The 18,040-nt window shown below is 64.8% G+C and carries 14 protein-coding genes; 7 read left to right on the top strand and 7 right to left on the bottom strand.

Translation table 11 applies throughout. The features are described from left to right. Positions 1-89: 89 nt before the first annotated feature. Positions 90-851: an NAD kinase gene (locus ACXAED_RS15950; RefSeq protein ID WP_475051321.1), complete on the top strand. Its 762-nt coding sequence runs from the start codon at positions 90-92 to the stop codon at positions 849-851. A 438-nt stretch (positions 852-1,289) separates the two neighbouring features. On the opposite strand, the gene ACXAED_RS15955 is transcribed toward ACXAED_RS15950, so the two are convergent. The 4 genes from ACXAED_RS15955 to ACXAED_RS15970 form a co-directional block, all read right to left on the bottom strand. Beyond that, positions 1,290-2,735, bottom strand: coding sequence for an amidase family protein (locus ACXAED_RS15955; RefSeq protein WP_475051322.1), 1,446 nt, complete (start codon positions 2,733-2,735; stop codon positions 1,290-1,292). A gap of 145 nt (positions 2,736-2,880) precedes the next feature. After that, positions 2,881-4,770 carry a propionate-CoA ligase PrpE gene (gene prpE, locus ACXAED_RS15960; protein WP_475051323.1) on the bottom strand — a complete coding sequence of 630 codons (1,890 nt, stop codon included), beginning with the start codon at positions 4,768-4,770 and terminating at the stop codon, positions 2,881-2,883. 263 nt (positions 4,771-5,033) lie between these two features. Further along, positions 5,034-5,426, bottom strand: a complete 393-nt coding sequence (locus ACXAED_RS15965) for a GFA family protein (RefSeq protein ID WP_475051324.1) — start codon at positions 5,424-5,426, stop codon at positions 5,034-5,036. Between the two features lie 48 nt (positions 5,427-5,474). After that, positions 5,475-7,748 (bottom strand): NADP-dependent malic enzyme, encoded by a 2,274-nt coding sequence (locus tag ACXAED_RS15970; RefSeq protein WP_475051325.1) that lies wholly within the window; start codon positions 7,746-7,748, stop codon positions 5,475-5,477. 164 nt (positions 7,749-7,912) lie between these two features. On the opposite strand from ACXAED_RS15970, the gene ACXAED_RS15975 reads away from it, so the two are divergent. The 6 genes from ACXAED_RS15975 (at position 7,913) to ACXAED_RS16000 (ending at position 14,236) form a co-directional block, all read left to right on the top strand. Next, the gene (locus ACXAED_RS15975; protein WP_475051326.1) at positions 7,913-9,001 is read left to right on the top strand and encodes a cupin domain-containing protein; all 1,089 of its coding nucleotides are present in this window, start codon (positions 7,913-7,915) and stop codon (positions 8,999-9,001) included. A 65-nt stretch (positions 9,002-9,066) separates the two neighbouring features. After that, positions 9,067-9,483 (top strand): cytidine deaminase, encoded by a 417-nt coding sequence (locus tag ACXAED_RS15980; protein ID WP_475051328.1) that lies wholly within the window; start codon positions 9,067-9,069, stop codon positions 9,481-9,483. Further along, positions 9,483-10,787: a thymidine phosphorylase gene (locus ACXAED_RS15985; protein ID WP_475051329.1), complete on the top strand. Its 1,305-nt coding sequence runs from the start codon at positions 9,483-9,485 to the stop codon at positions 10,785-10,787. Before ACXAED_RS15980 ends, ACXAED_RS15985 begins: the two co-directional genes overlap by 1 nt. Further along, positions 10,787-11,998 (top strand): phosphopentomutase, encoded by a 1,212-nt coding sequence (locus ACXAED_RS15990; protein WP_475051330.1) that lies wholly within the window; start codon positions 10,787-10,789, stop codon positions 11,996-11,998. Before ACXAED_RS15985 ends, ACXAED_RS15990 begins: the two co-directional genes overlap by 1 nt. Positions 11,999-12,073: 75 nt before the next feature. Beyond that, positions 12,074-12,706: a uracil phosphoribosyltransferase gene (gene upp, locus ACXAED_RS15995; protein ID WP_475051332.1), complete on the top strand. Its 633-nt coding sequence runs from the start codon at positions 12,074-12,076 to the stop codon at positions 12,704-12,706. Positions 12,707-12,886: 180 nt separating this feature from the next. Further along, entirely contained in the window at positions 12,887-14,236 is a 1,350-nt protein-coding gene (locus ACXAED_RS16000; protein ID WP_475051334.1) for an SPOR domain-containing protein, read from the top strand. Between the two features lie 85 nt (positions 14,237-14,321). Here ACXAED_RS16000 and ACXAED_RS16005 read toward each other — a convergent pair whose 3' ends face one another. The 3 genes from ACXAED_RS16005 to ACXAED_RS16015 all read right to left on the bottom strand — a co-directional run bounded on the left by ACXAED_RS16005 (position 14,322) and on the right by ACXAED_RS16015 (position 17,990). Next, positions 14,322-15,134 carry a class I SAM-dependent methyltransferase gene (locus tag ACXAED_RS16005; protein WP_475051336.1) on the bottom strand — a complete coding sequence of 271 codons (813 nt, stop codon included), beginning with the start codon at positions 15,132-15,134 and terminating at the stop codon, positions 14,322-14,324. A 112-nt stretch (positions 15,135-15,246) separates the two neighbouring features. Next, the gene (locus tag ACXAED_RS16010) at positions 15,247-16,257 is read right to left on the bottom strand and encodes a hypothetical protein (protein ID WP_475051337.1); all 1,011 of its coding nucleotides are present in this window, start codon (positions 16,255-16,257) and stop codon (positions 15,247-15,249) included. Between the two features lie 104 nt (positions 16,258-16,361). Next, the gene (locus ACXAED_RS16015; RefSeq protein ID WP_475051339.1) at positions 16,362-17,990 is read right to left on the bottom strand and encodes an AMP-binding protein; all 1,629 of its coding nucleotides are present in this window, start codon (positions 17,988-17,990) and stop codon (positions 16,362-16,364) included. Between the last annotated feature and the right edge of the window lie 50 nt (positions 17,991-18,040).

Consider the following 18,040-nt stretch of genomic DNA (forward strand, 5'->3'; position numbering starts at 1 on the left):
ATTTCCCTGCGACAGAACGGCAACTATGGCCTTTGGCGGAAAGCTGTGATTGTTTCGGAACCAGTTGCCTAATACCGGAAACAGATTTGATGGGTTTGAGAATTGCATTTCTGGCCAGCGAGGTGGAGGTTGCCCAGGAAGCCCTCGCCGAACTGACCCGCCGCTATGGGCAAGTGCCCCCCGAAGAGGCTGACATTATCGTGGCGCTCGGCGGCGACGGCTTCATGCTGCGCACCCTGCACACAATGGTCGATCACCCGGCGCCGGTTTACGGCATGAACCGCGGCACCGTCGGCTTTCTGATGAACGAATACCGCGAGGACGGGCTGATCGAGCGGCTTGGTGATGCGGTGAAGGAGATCATCAACCCGCTGTCGATGACCGCCATGGACCGCCGCGGCGAGGTGCACAAGGCGCTGGCAATCAACGAGGTGTCGCTGCTGCGCGCGGGCCCGCAGGCGGCGCGGCTCAGGGTGTCGGTGGACGGCCGGGTGCGGATGGAGGAATTGGTGTGCGACGGCGCGCTGGTGTCCACCCCTGCAGGCTCCACTGCCTACAACTACTCGGCGCATGGGCCGATCCTGCCGATCGGGGCCGATGTGCTGGCGCTGACCGCCATTGCCGCCTTCCGCCCGCGGCGCTGGCGCGGGGCGCTGTTGCCCAGCAATGCAATGGTGCGGTTTGACGTGCTGGAGGCGGACAAGCGCCCGGTGATGGCTGATGCGGACTCGATCTCGGTGGCCGATATCGACTGGGTCGAGATCCGCACCGATCCGAAGATCCGCCACAAGATCCTGTTCGATCCCGGCCACGGGCTGGAAGAAAGGCTTATTTCAGAGCAGTTTACTTAACTGTTTAACGGGCCATTCACGAGTTTGTGAACTTCCCGGTAAGGATTCCATGCGATGCTTTTCCACAGGCAGATGTGGATGGCTTCTGCCGCAGGGCTGACGCGCCACGGTGCCGTGCCGGTGTGTTTCGAGTAACCAGTGTCATTGTTTTCCGCCGGTAACGCCCAGGGGACCAGCGCCCCAAGCCGGGTTCGCCTGGTGTGGCGGGACGGCTGCTGTATGTAGTGAGTTGATTGGGTATGGAAGTTCCCCGGGGGCGGTTTACTCCGTTCCCCGGGACCTAAGCGTTTATTGCGGAGCCATTTCCATTGCGGAGGCAAGGTGCCTTCAGCGCTTCTTCGCCTTTAGCGCTACTTGGGTTGAGTGGGCATCGCCGGGTTTTTATCTGTTCAGGGCCACAAGCCGGCACGCCGCCGTCTTGGCTTGAAACCTTACGGATCACGCAGTGCAACCCGACTGCATCTTCTCCCACAGCGGCAGGCACATGCGGCCGGCGCGGGCCTCGATTGCGGCGCAGGCGTCCACGGCCAGGTCCTCGCGCCAGCGGCGGGCGGCGATCTGCACATTGATCGGCTGGGGGCCGTTGGGCAGCTTCGCCAGCCGGGCCGGAACGGAGGCTGCAGGCAGGCCGAGGAAGTTCATCGCGTAGGAATAGACGGCACACCCCAGCACCTCATGCACGCCGTCCGCGCCCTCGGTGTCGCGGTCGGGCCGGAAGAATGGCTGCGGCAGGAAGGGTGACAGCACCAGCGGGTAGTCCTCCATGAACAGTGACCATTGCCGTGCGTAATGGGTGCGTTTGGCCATCATCTGCAACAGCTCCTCGCCGGAGAAGGGCGGAAACTCCTGGAAGTAGACGGCGAAGATATCCCGCACGGTCTGCGAGCCGGCGGCATCCACGTCCTGCTTCATCAGCGCATAGATTTCTCCCATCAATGCGCGGTAGCCAGTGCGCCCGGCCTCAAAGACATTCGGCGGCTCCGCCTCCTCGACAGCATAACCGGCATCTGCCAGCGCATCGCGTGCAAAGTCGAGCGCTGCTTCGACCTCCGGGTGCAGATCATAGCCGTGGGTGTTCTTGGTAAAGGCAACCTTTATGGGGCCGTCCGGCGCCGCGCCGCGCCAGGGCATCGGCACATGGAAGGGGTCGCGCGGATCGGCGGCAATCAGCGAAGGCATCGACAGGTGCAGGTCCTCTGCCGTGCGGGTGATCAGCCCCTGCACAGACATCAGTTGCGCCAGCAGCCCGCGTTCGACCGTCTGGCTGGGGTTCCAGGCAGGCACGCGCCCCAGGCCCGGCTTCACAGTGACGGCGCCGTTGGCCGCGGCGGGAAACCGCAGGGAGCCGCCGATGTCATTGCCGTGCGCCAGCGCGCCGATCCCGGCCATCACGGCCGCCCCCGCGCCGCCCGAGGATCCGCCGGGCGAGATATGGCGCCCCCAAGGGTTATGGGTGCGGCCAAACAGCGGGTTCTCTGTGTCTGCGCGGAAGGAGAACTCCGGAGTATTGGTGCGCCCGATAACCACCGCGCCGGCCTTGTGCAGGTTCTCCACCACCGGGGCGTCCGCCGGGGCAATCAGGTCTTTCAGCGCGGTAACGCCGTTGGAGGTGGCGTGGCCCTTCTGGTCAACGTTGATCTTGATGGTGACCGGCACCCCTTGCAGCGGGCCGGGCTGCGCGCCGCCTGCACGCGCCGTGTCCAGCGCGCGGGCGCGTTCCAGCGCCTCGGCACTCAGATCCTCAACCACTGCGTTCAGGCCGGGGTTCACCGCGTTCATCCGGCTGATGGAGGCTTGCACTGCGTCCTCGGCGCTCAGATCCCCGGCGCGGGTCAGGGCAGTCAGTTCAGTGGCGCTCAGTTGCCAGAGTTCCGGTTTTGTCATGCTCAAGCCTCCCTGGCCGCAGCCTAGGCGGGCAGGGCGGAGTTGCAAGCAAAACCGGACGGAAAACAGGCTCCGCCTGCGGGCGGAGCCTTCAAAAAATCCTCGCAGGATTTTTGGCCGTTTCCCGTGCCGGGAAACGCGCGCGTTACTTGGCGTAGCCGATGGTCTGCAGCGCCGCCGTGATCTCGTCCAGGATCGCGGGATCGTCGATGGTCGCAGGCATCTTCCAGGGCGTGCCGTCGGCGATGTTCACCATGGTACCGCGCAGGATCTTGCCAGAGCGGGTCTTGGGCAGACGGTCGACCACAACCGCCAGCTTGAAGGCAGCCACCGGGCCGATCTTCTCGCGTACCAGTTTCACGACCTCGGACACCACTTCGCCATGATCGCGGTCCGCACCCGCGTTCAGGCACAGGAAGCCCACGGGCATCTGCCCCTTGAGGCTGTCCGCCACGCCGATCACCGCGCATTCGGCGACATCCGGATGGCCCGCCAGTACTTCCTCCATGCCGCCTGTCGACAGCCGGTGGCCGGCCACGTTGATCACGTCATCGGTGCGCGCCATGATGTAGAGGTAGCCGTCCTCGTCCTTCATGCCGGCATCGCCCGTCTCGTAATAGCCGGGGAAAGTGGTGAGATAGCTCTTCTTGAACCGGTCTTCCGCATTCCACAAAGTCGGCAGCGTGCCCGGCGGCAGTGGCAGCTTTACCGCAATTGCGCCCAGCTCGCCCGCCGCGACCGGGTTGCCGCCCTCGTCAAGGATATCCACTTCATAGCCCGGCATCGGAACCGCAGGCGAGCCAAGCTTGGTCGGCAGCTCCTCGATCCCCAGCGGATTGGCGGCAATCGACCAGCCGGTCTCGGTCTGCCACCAGTGGTCGACGACCGGCACCTTCAGCTGCTCCTGCGCCCAGGTGATGGTGTCCGGGTCAGCGCGCTCGCCCGCCAGATAGACTTGGCGAAGGCAGCTGAGGTCGTACTTCTTGACGTACTCGCCCTTGGGATCCTCCCGCTTCACCGCGCGGAATGCGGTGGGGGCGGTGAAGAAGCTTTTGACTTTGTGCTCCGAAATCACCCGCCAGAAGGTCCCTGCATCCGGGGTGCCGACCGGCTTGCCCTCGAACACGATGGTGGTGTTGCCGTGGATCAGCGGCCCGTAGCAGATGTAGCTGTGGCCCACGACCCAGCCCACGTCCGACGCGGCCCAGAACACATCGCCGGGATCGACGTTGTAGATGTTCTTCATGGTCCAGTTCAGCGCCACCAGCTGGCCTGCGGTGTGGCGGATCACCCCCTTGGGCTGGCCAGTGGTGCCGGAGGTGTAGAGGATGTAGGAGGGGTGGTTGCCCTCGACCGGCACACATTCGGCCGGTTCCACGCCGTACTGGAAGCCGTGCCAGTTCACGTCGCGGCCCGGGATCAGCTCTGCCACTTCTTGCTCGCGCTGGAAGATCACGCAGAACTCCGGCTTGTGCTCCGCCAAGTCGATGGCGCCATCCAGCAGCGGCTTGTAATGCACGATGCGGCCCGGCTCGATGCCGCAGGAGGCAGCGATGATCGCCTTGGGCTTGGCATCGTCGATCCGCACCGCCAACTCGTTAGAGGCAAAGCCGCCGAATACCACCGAATGCACCGCGCCAATGCGGGCGCAGGCCAGCATCGCCTCCAGCGCCTCGGGGATCATCGGCATGTAGATGATGACGCGGTCGCCTTTCTCCACCCCCTTGGCGCGCAGCGCGCCGGCCAGGGTGGCCACGCGGTTGCGCAGCTCGACATAGGAGATTTCACGCTTGGTATGGGTGACCGGGCTGTCATAGATGATCGCGGTTTGCTCGCCGCGCCCCTCTTCCACATGGCGGTCAACAGCGTTGTAGCAGGTGTTCACCTTGGCATCGGCAAACCACTCATAAAGGCCGTCGCCCTTGTCAAACAGCGCCTGCTTCGGGGCCTCGTCCCAGCTGATGCCCTTGGCGGCCTCCATCCAGAAACCTTCCGGGTCCTGTTTCCAGGCGGCGTAAATGTCCTGATATCCCATGGTGTCTATCTCCTCCTGCCAAATGGGTAGGCGAGGAACCGGGGAGCGGGCAAGTTTTGCCGTTTCCGTACGCAAGGTTCGTCAAGGAATTTACAGGTTTCACCCGGATTCGCGCAGATGGTTTACCAGATTTACAAGTCTTGGCCGGTTTGCAGCCCGTCTGCTTTGCAAACCGGAGTTTGCTGCAGAATAATCCGGCAAGGCGCCGAAATTTTGCAAACCTGCAAATTCAGTTGCGGCCCCGCAGGCCCTGCCGCCGGGAATCACCCGGTAGAGGATTTGGCGTAGCGCGGCAGGCTGTCTTTCAGCTCCAGCCAGCTCACGTGGTCGGAATGGAACACATGGAACCTGGGCGGCATAGCGGCGGGGCTTTCCAGCGTGGCCGTGTAGAGGTGAATGTTCACCGGATCGCGGGCGGTGCGGTAGGCCATCTGGGTGCCGCAGGCGCCGCAGAACAGGCGTTCGACGCCTTCCGATGAATTGTAGACCTTGGGTTCCGCACCGGACCAATTGACCGCCTCATGCGGCAGTCCGAAGAATGCGGTGACAGGTGCCGCGCAAATACGGCGGCAGTCGGCGCAGTGGCAATAGCAGCTCCAGGCCGCCTCGGCCTGGCTTTCCCAATGCACGGCGCCGCAGTGGCAATGCCCTTTCATGGCTGGCCTCCCTGGATGGGCGGCCAGCGGTAATTCGCGGCCGCGCAGTTAACCGTAGTGCGCCACCGGGGTGCCGGCAATGGCGGCCATGTTCAGTAGCCCGCGCGCGGTGATCGAGGGTGAGACGATGTGGGCGCGGTTGCCCATGCCCATCAGGATCGGCCCCACTTCCAGCCCGCCGGCCCGCATCTTCAGAATGTTACGCACGCCCGAAGCCGCATCGGCATGGGCAAAGATCAGCACATTCGCCGCGCCCTCCAGCCGCGAATTGGGGAAGATCCTTTCCCGCAATTCCGGATCCAGCGCGGTGTCGATATTCATCTCGCCCTCATAGGCAAAGTCCCGGCGCTTGTCGTCGAGGATCTCCAGCGCGGCGCGCAGACGGCTGCCGGTATCGCAGGAGATATTGCCGAACTGCGACTGCGAGCACAGCGCGATCTTGGGCTCGATCCCGAAGCGGCGCACGTGGCGGGCCGCCCCGATCACCGTTTCGGCAATCTGCTCCGGCGTCGGTTCGATCCGCACATGGGTGTCGGCGATGAACAGCGGCCCGTCCTCCAGGATCATCATCGACAGTGCCCCATGCGGGGAATAGCTGTTGCCGCCCAGAACCTGCTGCACATAGTTCAGATGCCAGCGGTACTCGCCGAAGGTGCCGCACAGCAGGCTGTCCGCCTCACCGCGGTGCACCATGATGGCGCCAATTGCGGTGGTATTGGTGCGCATGATCGCCTTTGCCAGATCCGGCGTCACGCCTTGGCGCTGCATCACCTTGTGATAGCTGTTCCAGTAATCGTAATAGCGCGGGTCGTTTTCCGGGTTCACCAGCTGGAAATCGCGGCCCGGACGCACGTCCAGTCCCAGCTTCTCGCAGCGGCGCTCGATCACCTCGGGCCGGCCGATCAGGATCGGGGTTTCGGTGGTCTCCTCCAGGATCGCTTGCGCCGCGCGCAGCACACGCTCGTCTTCGCCTTCGGCAAAGACAATGCGGCGGGCAGCGGCACGGGCGGCCTCGAACACCGGGCGCATCAGCAGGGCCGATTTGAAGACCGTCTGGTTCAGCTTCTGCTTATAGGCTTGGATGTCCTCGATCGGGCGGGTCGCAACACCGCTCTCCATCGCGGCCTTGGCCACGGCAGAGGAGACCACTGCCACCAGCCGCGGATCAAACGGCTTGGGGATCAGGTAATCGGCGCCAAATGTCAGCTGCTCACCCTTGTAGGCCGCTGCCGCCTCGGCCGAAGTGGTGGCGCGGGCCAGCTCGGCGATGCCGTCGACGCAGGCAATCTGCATCTCGTCGTTGATCTCGGTCGCCCCCACGTCCAGCGCCCCGCGGAAGATGAAGGGGAAGCACAGCACGTTGTTGACCTGATTGGGGAAATCGCTGCGGCCTGTGGCAATGATCGCATTCGGCGCGACCTTGCGCGCCAGGTCGGGCATGATTTCCGGGGTCGGGTTGGCGAGCGCAAAGATGATCGGCCGCTCCGCCATCTTCTCCACCATCTCCGGCTTCAGCACATTGGGGCCGGAGAGACCAAGGAACAGGTCCGCACCATCCATCACCTCATCCAGCGTGCGCAGGTCCGAGGACTGGGCAAAGGCCGCCTTCTGCGGGTTCATGTCCTCCTCGCGGCCCTCGTAGACCAGCCCGTGAATGTCGCACAGCCAGATGTTTTCCCGCTTCACGCCCAGCTTCACCAGCATGTTGAGGCAGGCAATCCCCGCCGCGCCGCCGCCGGTGGAGACGATCTTGATCTCCTCGAACGACTTGCCCGCTACGTGCAGCGCGTTCTTGGCCGCGGCGCCGACCACAATTGCGGTGCCGTGCTGGTCGTCGTGGAACACCGGAATGTTCATGCGCTCGCGGCAGATCTTTTCCACCACAAAGCAATCCGGCGCCTTGATGTCCTCCAGATTGATGGCGCCAAAGGTCGGCTCCAGCGAGCAGACGATGTCGGCCAGCTTTTCCGGATCGCTTTCGTTGACCTCAATATCGAAGCAGTCAATGCCCGCGAAATTCTTGAACAGAACCGCCTTGCCTTCCATCACCGGCTTGGAGGCCAGCGCGCCGATGTTGCCCAGCCCCAGCACCGCCGAGCCGTTTGACACCACCGCCACCAGGTTCCCGCGCGAAGTATAGCGGGCCGCATTGGCTTCATCCGCCTTGATCTCGGTGCAAGCCTCCGCGACGCCGGGCGAATAGGCGCGCGCCAGATCGCGCCCGTTGGCCATCGGCTTGGTCGCCCGGATCTCCAGCTTACCGGGGCGCGGAAACTCGTGATAATTGAGTGCGGCTTGGCGCAGGTTCTGTGAATCGGACATCTGGCGCTCCTCGAAAATCGTATTGTTTAGCGTTAAACCATTTTTCCTGCCGGAAACCTAGCGCAAACTGACGCAATCGGACGCGGCGGCGGGCAAGCGGCGGCTTCTTGCATAAATCCTGCCCCGCGGCCACAGTTCCGGGCAAATGAAAAGGGAGTGAAAACGTGAGCGATACAATCGCCGAAATCCGCCTGCCCACGCAGGAACTGCGCGACGATATTCCGTTCTACACCAAGGTCTTGGGCATGAAGATGGACATGATCTATCCGGCGGATGATCCGCGCACCGCAGTGTTTTCCGGCCACGGGCTGCGCCTGCGCATCGAAAAAGGGGCAGAGGAAAGCCCCGGCACAATCCGCATTCTGACTGAAAATCCTGATGGATTTGCCGAAGGCCAGCGCCGCCTGACCGCGCCCAATGGCACCAAAGTCGAGATCGAGGAGCGCCACCCGCCGATGGTGATGCCGGAGACGGTGCACAGCTTCGTGGTCCGCCGTCTCAAGGACCAGGCGCCCTGGATCATTGGCCGTGCGGGGATGCACTACCGCGACCTGGTGCCGGACCGTTTGGGCGGCTCGATCATTGCCAGCCACATCCGTATCCCGGACGGCGGCCCGGTGCCGGACATGGTGCATTTCCACCGCGTCGGCTTCCAGCTGATCTTCTGCATCCACGGCTGGGTCGATGTGGTCTATGAGGACCAGGGAGACAAGATGCGCCTGACCGCAGGAGATTGCTTCATCCAGCCGCCGGAAATCCGCCACCGGGTGCTGGAGGCCAGCGACAACGTGCAGGTGATCGAGATCGGCGTGCCCGCAGAACATGTCACTGAAATCGACCACGAGATGACCCTGCCGACCCCGCACTACCGCCCCGAACGGGAATGGCAGGGCCAGCGCTTTGTCTACAACAAGGCCGAGGGCGCCGCGTGGATGCCGTTCCGCCTGCCGGGCTACATCTGCCGCGACACCACGATTGCTGAGAACACCAAGGGCGTGGCCGGCGTGCAGGTGGTGCGCCGGGGCGAGGGCGCGCCGCAATGGGCGGCGCATGATACTGACATCCATTTCACGTTCGTCATGAACGGCGAGGTGACGCTGGAGGGCGAGGGCCGCGAGCACTACCGGCTGGAGCAGGGCGACGCCTTTGTCATCCCGCCCGGCATGAAGACCCGCCTCAGCGAGCCGTCGCAGGACGTGGAACTGCTGGAGGTGACCTTGCCCGGCGTGTTCAATACCATGCTGGGGCAGTGACGGAACCGCACCCGGGGGCTTTCGCTTCCCGGGCCGTTTCCGCTATCCTGCGGCATCTTGACCAAATGATCAAAAACCGGGGAATCGCCATGAGCCTCAAAGCCGCTGCCGCCGCCGTCCGCGAAAACGCCCACGCGCCTTATTCCAACTTCAAGGTCGGCGCTGCCGTGCGCTCTGCCTCCGGCCAGATCTACGTTGGCTGCAACGTCGAAAACGTCGCCTATCCCGAAGGCACCTGCGCCGAGGCGGGCGCCATTGCGGCAATGGTGGCCGCGGGGGAGACGGAGCTGGCAGAGGTCTATGTGATCGCAGACTGCCCGACCCCGATCACGCCCTGCGGAGGCTGCCGTCAGAAGATCAAGGAATTCGCCAGCGGCGATGTGAAGGTCATCATGGCGACCACCGACGGCGCTGAGCAGGAGACCACCATTGGCGGCCTGCTGCCGGGGGCCTTTGACGCGGATCACATGGAGCGGAGCTGATGGACGCCCGTGCCATCAACGCAAAGCTCCGGCGCGGCGAGACACCGGGCGAAGCGGACTTGCGCTGGTTTGCCGAAGGCCTGGCCAGCGGCGCGGTTTCTGACGCGCAGGCCGGGGCTTTTGCCATGGCCGTCTGCCTGCAAGGCCTCAGCGTCGAGGGCCGCCGCGCCCTGACGCTGGCGATGCGTGACACCGGCGATGTGCTGCAATGGGATCTGGACGGCCCGGTGCTGGACAAGCATTCCACCGGCGGGGTGGGGGACTGCGTCTCGCTGCTGCTGGCGCCGGCGCTTGCGGCCTGCGGCGCCTATGTGCCGATGATTTCGGGGCGCGGGCTTGGGCACACCGGCGGCACACTGGACAAGCTGGAGGCCATTCCCGGCGTCTCCATCAACGTCAGCGAAGACCATCTGCGGGGCATGATGCGGGATGCTGGCTGCGCCATTGTCGGCGCTACTGCCCAGATAGCACCTGCGGACAAGCGGCTCTATGCTATCCGCGATGTAACCGCGACCGTGGAAAGCGTCGACCTGATCACCGCCTCAATCCTGTCCAAGAAACTGGCCGCGTCCCCGGACGCGCTGGTTCTGGACGTGAAAATCGGCTCCGGCGCCTTCATGAAAACCGCCGATGAGGCCCTCGCGCTGGCGCAATCGCTTTGCGATACGGCCAACGCGGCGGGCTGCCGGACCTCGGCGCTGATCACCGATATGAACCAGCCGCTGGCGCCCGCGCTTGGCAACGCGCTGGAAGTGGCGGAGGTAATGCAGGTGCTGACAGGCGATGCGTCCGGCCCGCTGGCGGAAATCTCCGCGGTGCTGGGCGGCGAGCTGCTGGCCCACGCCGGTCTGGCCGTGGATGCGGCAAAGGGTGCGGCTCAGATCGCCGCCACGCTCTCCGATGGCCGCGCTGCGGACCGCTTTGCCCGGATGATATCGGCCTTGGGCGGCCCTGCGGATTTTGCCGCCACGTGGCAGGACCATCTGCCCGGTGCCGAAGTCGTGCGTGACGTCAAGGCACCATCGGCGGGTCATATCTCTGCCATGAACGGCGAGGCGCTGGGGCTGGCCGTTGTCAGCCTGGGCGGCGGCCGCATGGTGGAAAGCGACCGCATCCACCCCGGCGTCGGGATTTCGGACATCGTCCGCTTGGGCCAGCAGGTCGGGGCAGGGGACACTCTTGCCCGCATCCACGCGGCCAGCGATGATGCGGCAGAGGTGGCGGAGGCGGCCATTCTCGCGGCAATCTCCATCGGGGAGGCGCCGGACGCCCTGCCGCCGCTGGTTCACGAAAGGATCTCCTGATGCCCCGTGCCTTTCTTGTGGTGATGGACTCCGCCGGCATCGGCGGCGCGCCGGATGCCGGGACCTTTTTTAATGGCGACTTGCCGGACCTGGGCGCCAATACGCTGGCCCATATCGCCCAGGCCTGCGCTGCCGGCAAAGCGGAGGACGGCCGCAGCGGGCCGCTGCACGTGCCGAACATGGAACGCCTCGGTCTCGGCGCAGCAATGCGGCTGGCGTCCTCGGTCCCGTTTCCGGGGCTGGAGGCAGAGCCGCAGGGCCGTTGGGGCTGCGCCCGCGAACTGAGCCGCGGCAAGGACACGCCCTCAGGCCATTGGGAGCTGGCGGGCCTGCCGGTCCCCTGGGACTGGCACTATTTCCCTGATCAGGCGCCGTCCTTTCCCGATGACCTGACCGCCTTCGTCGCGGAGCAGGCGGGCACCGATGGCATCCTGGGCAACTGCCACGCCTCCGGCACGGTAATTCTGGACGACCTCGGCGCGGAACACATGCGGACCGGCAAACCGATCTGCTATACCTCCGCCGACAGCGTTTTCCAGATCGCCGCGCATGAGGAGACCTTCGGCCTCGACCGTCTCCTGAAACTGTGCGAAGCCATCGCCCCGCGCCTTCACGCGATGAAGGTGGGCCGGGTCATTGCGCGTCCCTTCCTTGGCTCGGCGGAGGAGGGCTTCACCCGCACCACCAACCGCCGCGACTACGCCATCACCCCGCCGGCACCGGTGCTGACCAATTGGGTGCAGCAGGCGGGCGGCAAGGTCCACGCCATTGGAAAGATCGGCGATATCTTCTCCATGTCCGGTATCGACACACTGAATAAAGGCTCTGATGCCAGGCTGATGGAGCACTTGGTTGAAGCGGTGGAGACGGCGGAGGACGGCAGCTTTACATTCGCCAACTTCGTCGAGTTCGACAGCCTGTTCGGCCACACCCGCGATATCTCCGGCTATGCCCGTGCGCTGGAGTGGTTCGACGGTGAAATCGGCCGCCTGCTGCCCAAGCTGCGCAAGGGCGACATGCTGGTGCTGACCGCCGATCACGGCAATGATCCCAGCTGGCCCGGCTCCGACCACACCCGCGAACAGGTGCCGGTACTGATCGCGGGGCTTGACGCAGGCCCCATCGGGCAGGTCAAATTCGCCGATGTGGGCGTCTCCGTCGCGGCCCACCTGAATGTCCCGGCCCAAGGCCCCGGCAAGAGTTTTCTTTGACCTCATGGTCAAATCCCGCTTGCCTGCCGCGGCCAAGCCCGTAAAAGCGCTGCAACCAAATCTGAGGAGTGCCCCATGACCGACCACCTGACCGTTGTTGATCACCCGCTTGTGCAGCACAAGCTGACCCTGATGCGGGACAAGGGCACGTCCACCGCGGGCTTCCGCCGCCTGCTGCGCGAGATCACCCAGCTGCTGGCCTATGAAATCACCCGCGAGATGCCGCTGACCACCACCAACATCGAAACCCCGATGGAGGAAATGGAAGCGCCGATCCTGGCGGGCAAGAAGCTGGCGCTGGTCTCCATCCTGCGGGCGGGCAACGGCATGCTCGACGGCGTGCTGGAGCTGATCCCCTCGGCCCGTGTCGGTTTTGTCGGCCTCTACCGCGACGAGGAAACCCTGCAGCCGGTGCAATACTACTTCAAGGCGCCCGAAGGGTTGAAGGACCGGCTGGTGATTGCTGTGGATCCGATGCTGGCCACCGGCAACAGCTCCGCTGCGGCCATTGACCTGCTGAAAGAAGCAGGCGCCAACAACATCCGCTTCCTGTGCCTGCTGGCCTCGCCCGAGGGCGTTGCCAAGATGAAGGAAGCCCACCCCGACGTGCCGATCGTCACCGCCTCGCTGGACCGCGAGATCAACGCCAAGGGGTATATCCTGCCGGGCCTGGGCGATGCCGGCGACCGGATGTTCGGCACCAAGTAACCGCTGGTGCGCCAAGGCGCCGCCGCGCGCCTTGGCCGCTTTCCGGGACAATCCGGAACCGGTGCCAATTAGGTTCAATTGGCGCAAAAATTGCCGGGATGCGGCCGTATTGTTGCCGCAGAATCTTTACTCACTGACCAGAGTCGGGCATCCTGCAGCCATATTTTGTGGGGCGCAGGAATGAAAATAACTAGAATTATTGCACTGGCCATCATCGCGGGGACAACAGGCGCAGCAGGTATACAGGCACAAACCCTGCGTCCGTCCAGCCCGCCGTCCGAGTATCCGCCAGCCTCTTACAAGGGGCGGCAATTCGTCGACAGCCGCGGTTGTGTCTACATCCGGGCGGGCATTGACGGCAATGTAACCTGGGTGCCGCGGGTAACCCGCTCGCGCAAGCAGGTTTGCGGATACAAGCCGACCAGGCTGGCCGGGACCACACGGCAGCAGCCGCAAGCCTCGGCGCCGGAACTGATCACGCTGGAACCCAGCCAGCAGCCCGCTCAGTCCGCAGCCGCCAAGCCAGCCCCCGCGAAACCTGCGCCTGCCGCGGCCCAGCCGGCGGCGGCCAGCCCGCCGCCCAAGGTGGTGACCACCTCCAAGCCGCGGCGCACGCCGCAAACCACCAGCGCCCGTCCAGCCCCCGCGGCCGCCCCGTCGCCCAAACCCGCAGCCAGAAAAGTGGTGCGTACGGCCCCGAAACCGGCACCGGCACCGGCACCGGCCGCTGCTGCGCCGCAGCCCTCCGCCGGCAGCCCCTGCGCAGGTATTTCGGAGATCAGCCGCAAGTACACGAACTCCACCGGCGCGCGCTGCGGCCCGCAAACAGCCCCGCCTGTTACCTACGTTGGGCCGCAATCGTCTTTGCGGCTGACACCCAACACACGCGTTGTGCAGGCACACATCCACCAGGACCGCCGCCTCAGCAACAGTTTCACGGTGCCCAAGGGCTACCGCCCGGTCTGGACCGACGGCCGCCTGAACCCGCAGCGGGCGACACGCACGGTGCGCCCCGCGGTGGTGACCGGCTTCTCCCAAACTCCTGCCGGGTATCTGATGGTGGAGCGCGCGGATGGCCGCCTGAACCCCATGCGCGGTGTCCGCACGCCTCAAGGGGACGCGCAGATGGCGCAAATCTGGAGCGACGGCGTGCCGCGCAAACTGGTGCAGCTGCCGCTCGACCGCCCCACGGTCAGGCTGCCGCGCGAAGCCCGCCGCAGCCCGGCTGAGGCCAGGGTATCAAAGCTGCGCCTTTCCACCCGCTCTGCCCCCGGCGCGGCTGCGCCCAAGCAAGCCGTGACCGCGCAGCGCTATGTCCGGGCCGCAACCTATGCAAACGCGGATCAGGCCCGGGCCGCCGCCCGCAAGCTGGCGGCGTCCGGCCTGCCGGTGCGGATGGGGACCGTCAGCCGCAAGGGGAGGCCCCTGAAAGTCGTTCTGGCGGGACCGTACCGCGATAGCGGCCAGGCAGCAGCGGCATTGGCCAAGGTGCAGCGCGCAGGTTTCAGCGGCGCCCGGCTCAGCAAGTAGCATCATTGGCGCAATCGGATGCAAAGGCCGGGTTTCTGCCCGGCCTTTTGACGTTGTGTTGCCGGCAAAAGCCCGCGGCGGGCTGCTACTGCCGCCGGCAGGTAAACACGACAGCGGCAAGGGGCATTTGCAACGGCGGCGGCCCGAAGCGGCGGCGCAAGGCGTCGAGAATGGCACTGGCGACTTCGTCGGGATCCACCCCGCCGCGGGAACGGATTTCTTCGATCAGCGGGTTGCCATAGACCAGCGCTTCGGCAAATCTTTCCGCGTCACCGATGGGTTTTTCCAGCCTGACCCCGTCGTGGCTGACATCTGCCCAGTCGTCACCGTTCAGGTCTGCGGTCACAGCCGCGATATCGCCATAGTGGAACGGCACCTTGTAGAACCCCGGCGGATCATCGGGAAAAAACTGTGCTGCTTCAGCGTGGGCAATCTCTGCAAACGGGTTCTCCGTCATGGGTGCCCACACACTGAAAAGATAGTGCCCGCCGGGTTTCAGCACCCGCGCGGCCTCCCGGAAGGCGGCAGCCTTGTCCGGAAAGAACATCACCCCGAACTGGCAGGCAACCAGGTCAAAGCTGCCGTCCTCAAAAGGAAGCTTCATCGCATCGGCAGCGTGAAAAGATACATTCGTGATGCCGGACAGCTTGGCCTGCGCCAGTTTCAGCATCGGCTCGTTGAGGTCCGTGACGGTCAGTTTGCTTTCCGCAGGCAGCCTCCTCCTCAGCCGCTGCGACACGATCCCGGTTCCTGCGGCAAGCTCCAGGACATCTTTCGGGCTGTGTCGGCGGCACCGGTCCGCCAGATCATCTGCATAGTCATGAAAAATGACCGGCCCCAGGCCCCTGTCGTAATGGCTTGGAATATCCCCCGTGAAACTGGTTGCATTCCCCGGCATGGCGCAATCCCCCCTGAATGTGCATGTGCCCAGATGCGGCGGATCATAGCAGATCCGGCACGTTCAGGCGATTGCCGGGGACTTCAAGCGGGCCGGAGGGCAGCAGGCAGGGTCAGCCGCAGATGTTTTGCAGCTGCACCCAGTCACGGTCGTTCAGCACCGGCTGCAACTCGCGGCCGGCCATCGGGTCGGCCTCGATCAGCCCCAGAACCGACTCGCCGGTGATGTCCAGCGCATAGGCATAGGGCGAGGAGGGCAGGGCGGCGCGGGCGAACTCCGCCAGCAGCACCTGGTCCGGCACAGCGGGCCGCGGGCTGGCCAGGGTGGCTTCGGAATAGGCGTCCAGCGTGGACCGGTCCAGATCCCCGGTGGTCAGCAGCTTGAACGCGGCTGTCACCCCGCCTGCCTGCAGCAGCTCGTGCATCGGATCGCTGGCTTCAGCGCGCGCGCGTTCAGCCAGGATCGCGCCGGCCGCAACCGCCGGATCTTCGAAGTCCTCAACAAAGGACCGGTTCAGCAGCACGATGCCGCCGGGCAGATGCAGGCTGCCGGGAATGCCGGAGCGCAGGATCGCCAGCTGCCGGACCCCGGTCCGCTGCGCCAGGTCCCTCAGGATCGGGGCCGCTTCGGGGGTGGCGCAGGCAGGGCCGGAGACCCGCTCGATCCGGCCCAGCAGGGCCTGGCCGATGGCCTTGCGCTTGATCTCAGGCACCACGCTGACGGCATGGCGGGTGACCGCCCCCGGCAGCCACAGCACCATCAGCGCCAGAACCAGCGCGAGGGCCCCCAGGATACTCACCGCACGCAGCCGCCCGGGGTGCGCGCGGGACCGGCCGATGGCGTTCTGCACCCGTGCAATCGCTTCCAGCATTGCGGTCTCGTCCTGGGTGATTTCCAGCGTCTCGCCCGGGTCGCCATCAGGGTGGAAGAGGGCCGGAAACTCGCCGGGATTGGCCCGCTCCACCGCGGCCAGCGACCAATGCGCCAAAGGGCGGTCGTTCATGCTGGCAATGGTCAGCGTCGCATCGCCCAGCGAGATGATCACATCCCGCCGCTGTGCCTCAGGATCTGCGCGCCACAAGCCCGCAGCCTCCAGCCGCTCAAATTCCTTCAATGCCGTCATGCAGCCTGCCCGGCCCCCGTGTTTTTGATTGCCGCCAGAATAATCACATAAAACAGGGGCGGCAATTTGCTTTGCCGCCCCGGATGCCATTTCGTCCGAAAATCTTAGAGCGACTTGGCGATTTTTCTCAGTTCGAACTTCTGGATCTTGCCGGTGGAGGTCTTGGGCAGCTCCTGGAACACCACTTTCTTGGGCGCCTTGAACCCCGCCAGGGTCTCCCGCGAGAAGGCGATCAGCGCGGCCTCGTCGGTGCTGGAGCCGGGTTTCAGCTCTACAAAGGCGCAAGGCACCTCGCCCCATTTCTCATCCGGCATCGCCGCAACCGCGGCCAGCAGCACATCAGGATGCGCCATCAGCACGCCCTCCACCTCGACAGAGGAGATATTCTCGCCGCCCGAGATGATAATGTCCTTGGCGCGGTCGGCGATCTGGATATAGCCGTCCGGGTGCTGCACGGCGAGGTCGCCGGAGTTGAAATAGCCGCCTTTGAAGGCCTCGGCGGTGGCCTCCGGGTTCTTCAGATAGCCCTTCATCACCACATTGCCGCGGAGCGCGATTTCACCCTGGCTCTGGCCGTCCATCGGCAGCACATTGTGCTCGCTGTCGCGCACCACCACCGGCTCCAGCATCGGCATCGCGACACCCTGGCGGGATTTCCTGGCGGCAATACCCGCCTTGTCCAGCCCGTCCCATTCGCCTGCCTTCCAGTAGCATTCGGTTACATGGCCGAAGGTCTCGGTCAGCCCGTAGACATGGGTGATGTTGAAGCCGAGGTCCTCGATCTTCGACAGCGTTGCCGGGGCGGGCGGGGCGCCTGCGGTGAACACCTCGACCGTGTGATCGAACGTGCGGCGCTCTTCATCCAGGGCGTTGACCAGCATGTTCAGCACGATCGGAGCGCCGCCGAAATGGGTGACGCCTTCGTAATGGATGGCGTTGTAGATGTTTTGCGCACTGATATCGCGGCAGCACACCAGGGTGCCGCCGACCAGCGGCATCATCCAGGTGTGGTTCCACCCGTTGCAGTGGAACAGCGGCACGATGGTCAGATAAACCGGGTGCAGCACCATCCGCCAGGACACCACCGTGCCCATGGTCATGAGATAGGCGCCGCGGTGGTGGTAGACCACGCCCTTGGGCCGCCCGGTGGTGCCGGAGGTGTAGTTCAGCGCCAGGCTTTCCCACTCGTCCTCAGGCATGATCCACTGGAACTCCGGATCGCCGCCGGCCAGCAGTGCCTCATATTCCGTATGCCGGCCGGTCGCGTGCCAGCTTGCCTGATCATCCGCCACCTCGATCAGCACCGGGGCGGGGCCTTCCATCTCTTCCACCGCGGCCTCGGCCAGTTCCAGGAACTGGGGGTCGACCAGCACTGCCTTGGCCTCGCCGTGATCAAAGATGTAGGACACCGTGCCCGCATCCAGCCGGGTGTTTATGGTGTTCAGCACCGCGCCGCAGGCAGGCACGCCGAAATGCGCCTCGGCCTGGGCCGGGATGTTGGGCAGCAGAGTCGCCACCACATCGCCAGGTTTCACCCCCAGCTTCGCCAGGCCCGAGGCGAGGCGGCTGCAGCGCCCGTGGTACTCGGCATAAGTCTTGCGGTGCTTTCCATAGCTTACTGCCAAGTGGTCCGGGAACACCTGCGCCGCCCGTTTCAGATGCGACAGCGGCGTCAGCGGCACATAATTCGCGGCGGTCTTCTCCAGACCGGTTTCATCCGCCATCCACCCCATCAGTTTCCTCCCTGAATCACTTTGATGTCGTTTAGAGAACAGATATTGCG

Source organism: Leisingera sp. ABM4_103, assembly GCF_056158685.1.

Coding starts and splice junctions, on each gene's coding strand:
- ACXAED_RS15950 (WP_475051321.1), top strand. CDS start 90: ATGGGTTTGAGAATTGCATTTCTGGCCAGCGAGGTGGAGGTTGCCCAG.
- ACXAED_RS15955 (WP_475051322.1), bottom strand. CDS start 2,735: ATGACAAAACCGGAACTCTGGCAACTGAGCGCCACTGAACTGACTGCC.
- prpE (WP_475051323.1), bottom strand. CDS start 4,770: ATGGGATATCAGGACATTTACGCCGCCTGGAAACAGGACCCGGAAGGT.
- ACXAED_RS15965 (WP_475051324.1), bottom strand. CDS start 5,426: ATGAAAGGGCATTGCCACTGCGGCGCCGTGCATTGGGAAAGCCAGGCC.
- ACXAED_RS15970 (WP_475051325.1), bottom strand. CDS start 7,748: ATGTCCGATTCACAGAACCTGCGCCAAGCCGCACTCAATTATCACGAG.
- ACXAED_RS15980 (WP_475051328.1), top strand. CDS start 9,067: ATGATCAAAAACCGGGGAATCGCCATGAGCCTCAAAGCCGCTGCCGCC.
- ACXAED_RS15985 (WP_475051329.1), top strand. CDS start 9,483: ATGGACGCCCGTGCCATCAACGCAAAGCTCCGGCGCGGCGAGACACCG.
- ACXAED_RS15990 (WP_475051330.1), top strand. CDS start 10,787: ATGCCCCGTGCCTTTCTTGTGGTGATGGACTCCGCCGGCATCGGCGGC.
- upp (WP_475051332.1), top strand. CDS start 12,074: ATGACCGACCACCTGACCGTTGTTGATCACCCGCTTGTGCAGCACAAG.
- ACXAED_RS16000 (WP_475051334.1), top strand. CDS start 12,887: ATGAAAATAACTAGAATTATTGCACTGGCCATCATCGCGGGGACAACA.
- ACXAED_RS16005 (WP_475051336.1), bottom strand. CDS start 15,134: ATGCCGGGGAATGCAACCAGTTTCACGGGGGATATTCCAAGCCATTAC.
- ACXAED_RS16010 (WP_475051337.1), bottom strand. CDS start 16,257: ATGACGGCATTGAAGGAATTTGAGCGGCTGGAGGCTGCGGGCTTGTGG.
- ACXAED_RS16015 (WP_475051339.1), bottom strand. CDS start 17,990: ATGGGGTGGATGGCGGATGAAACCGGTCTGGAGAAGACCGCCGCGAAT.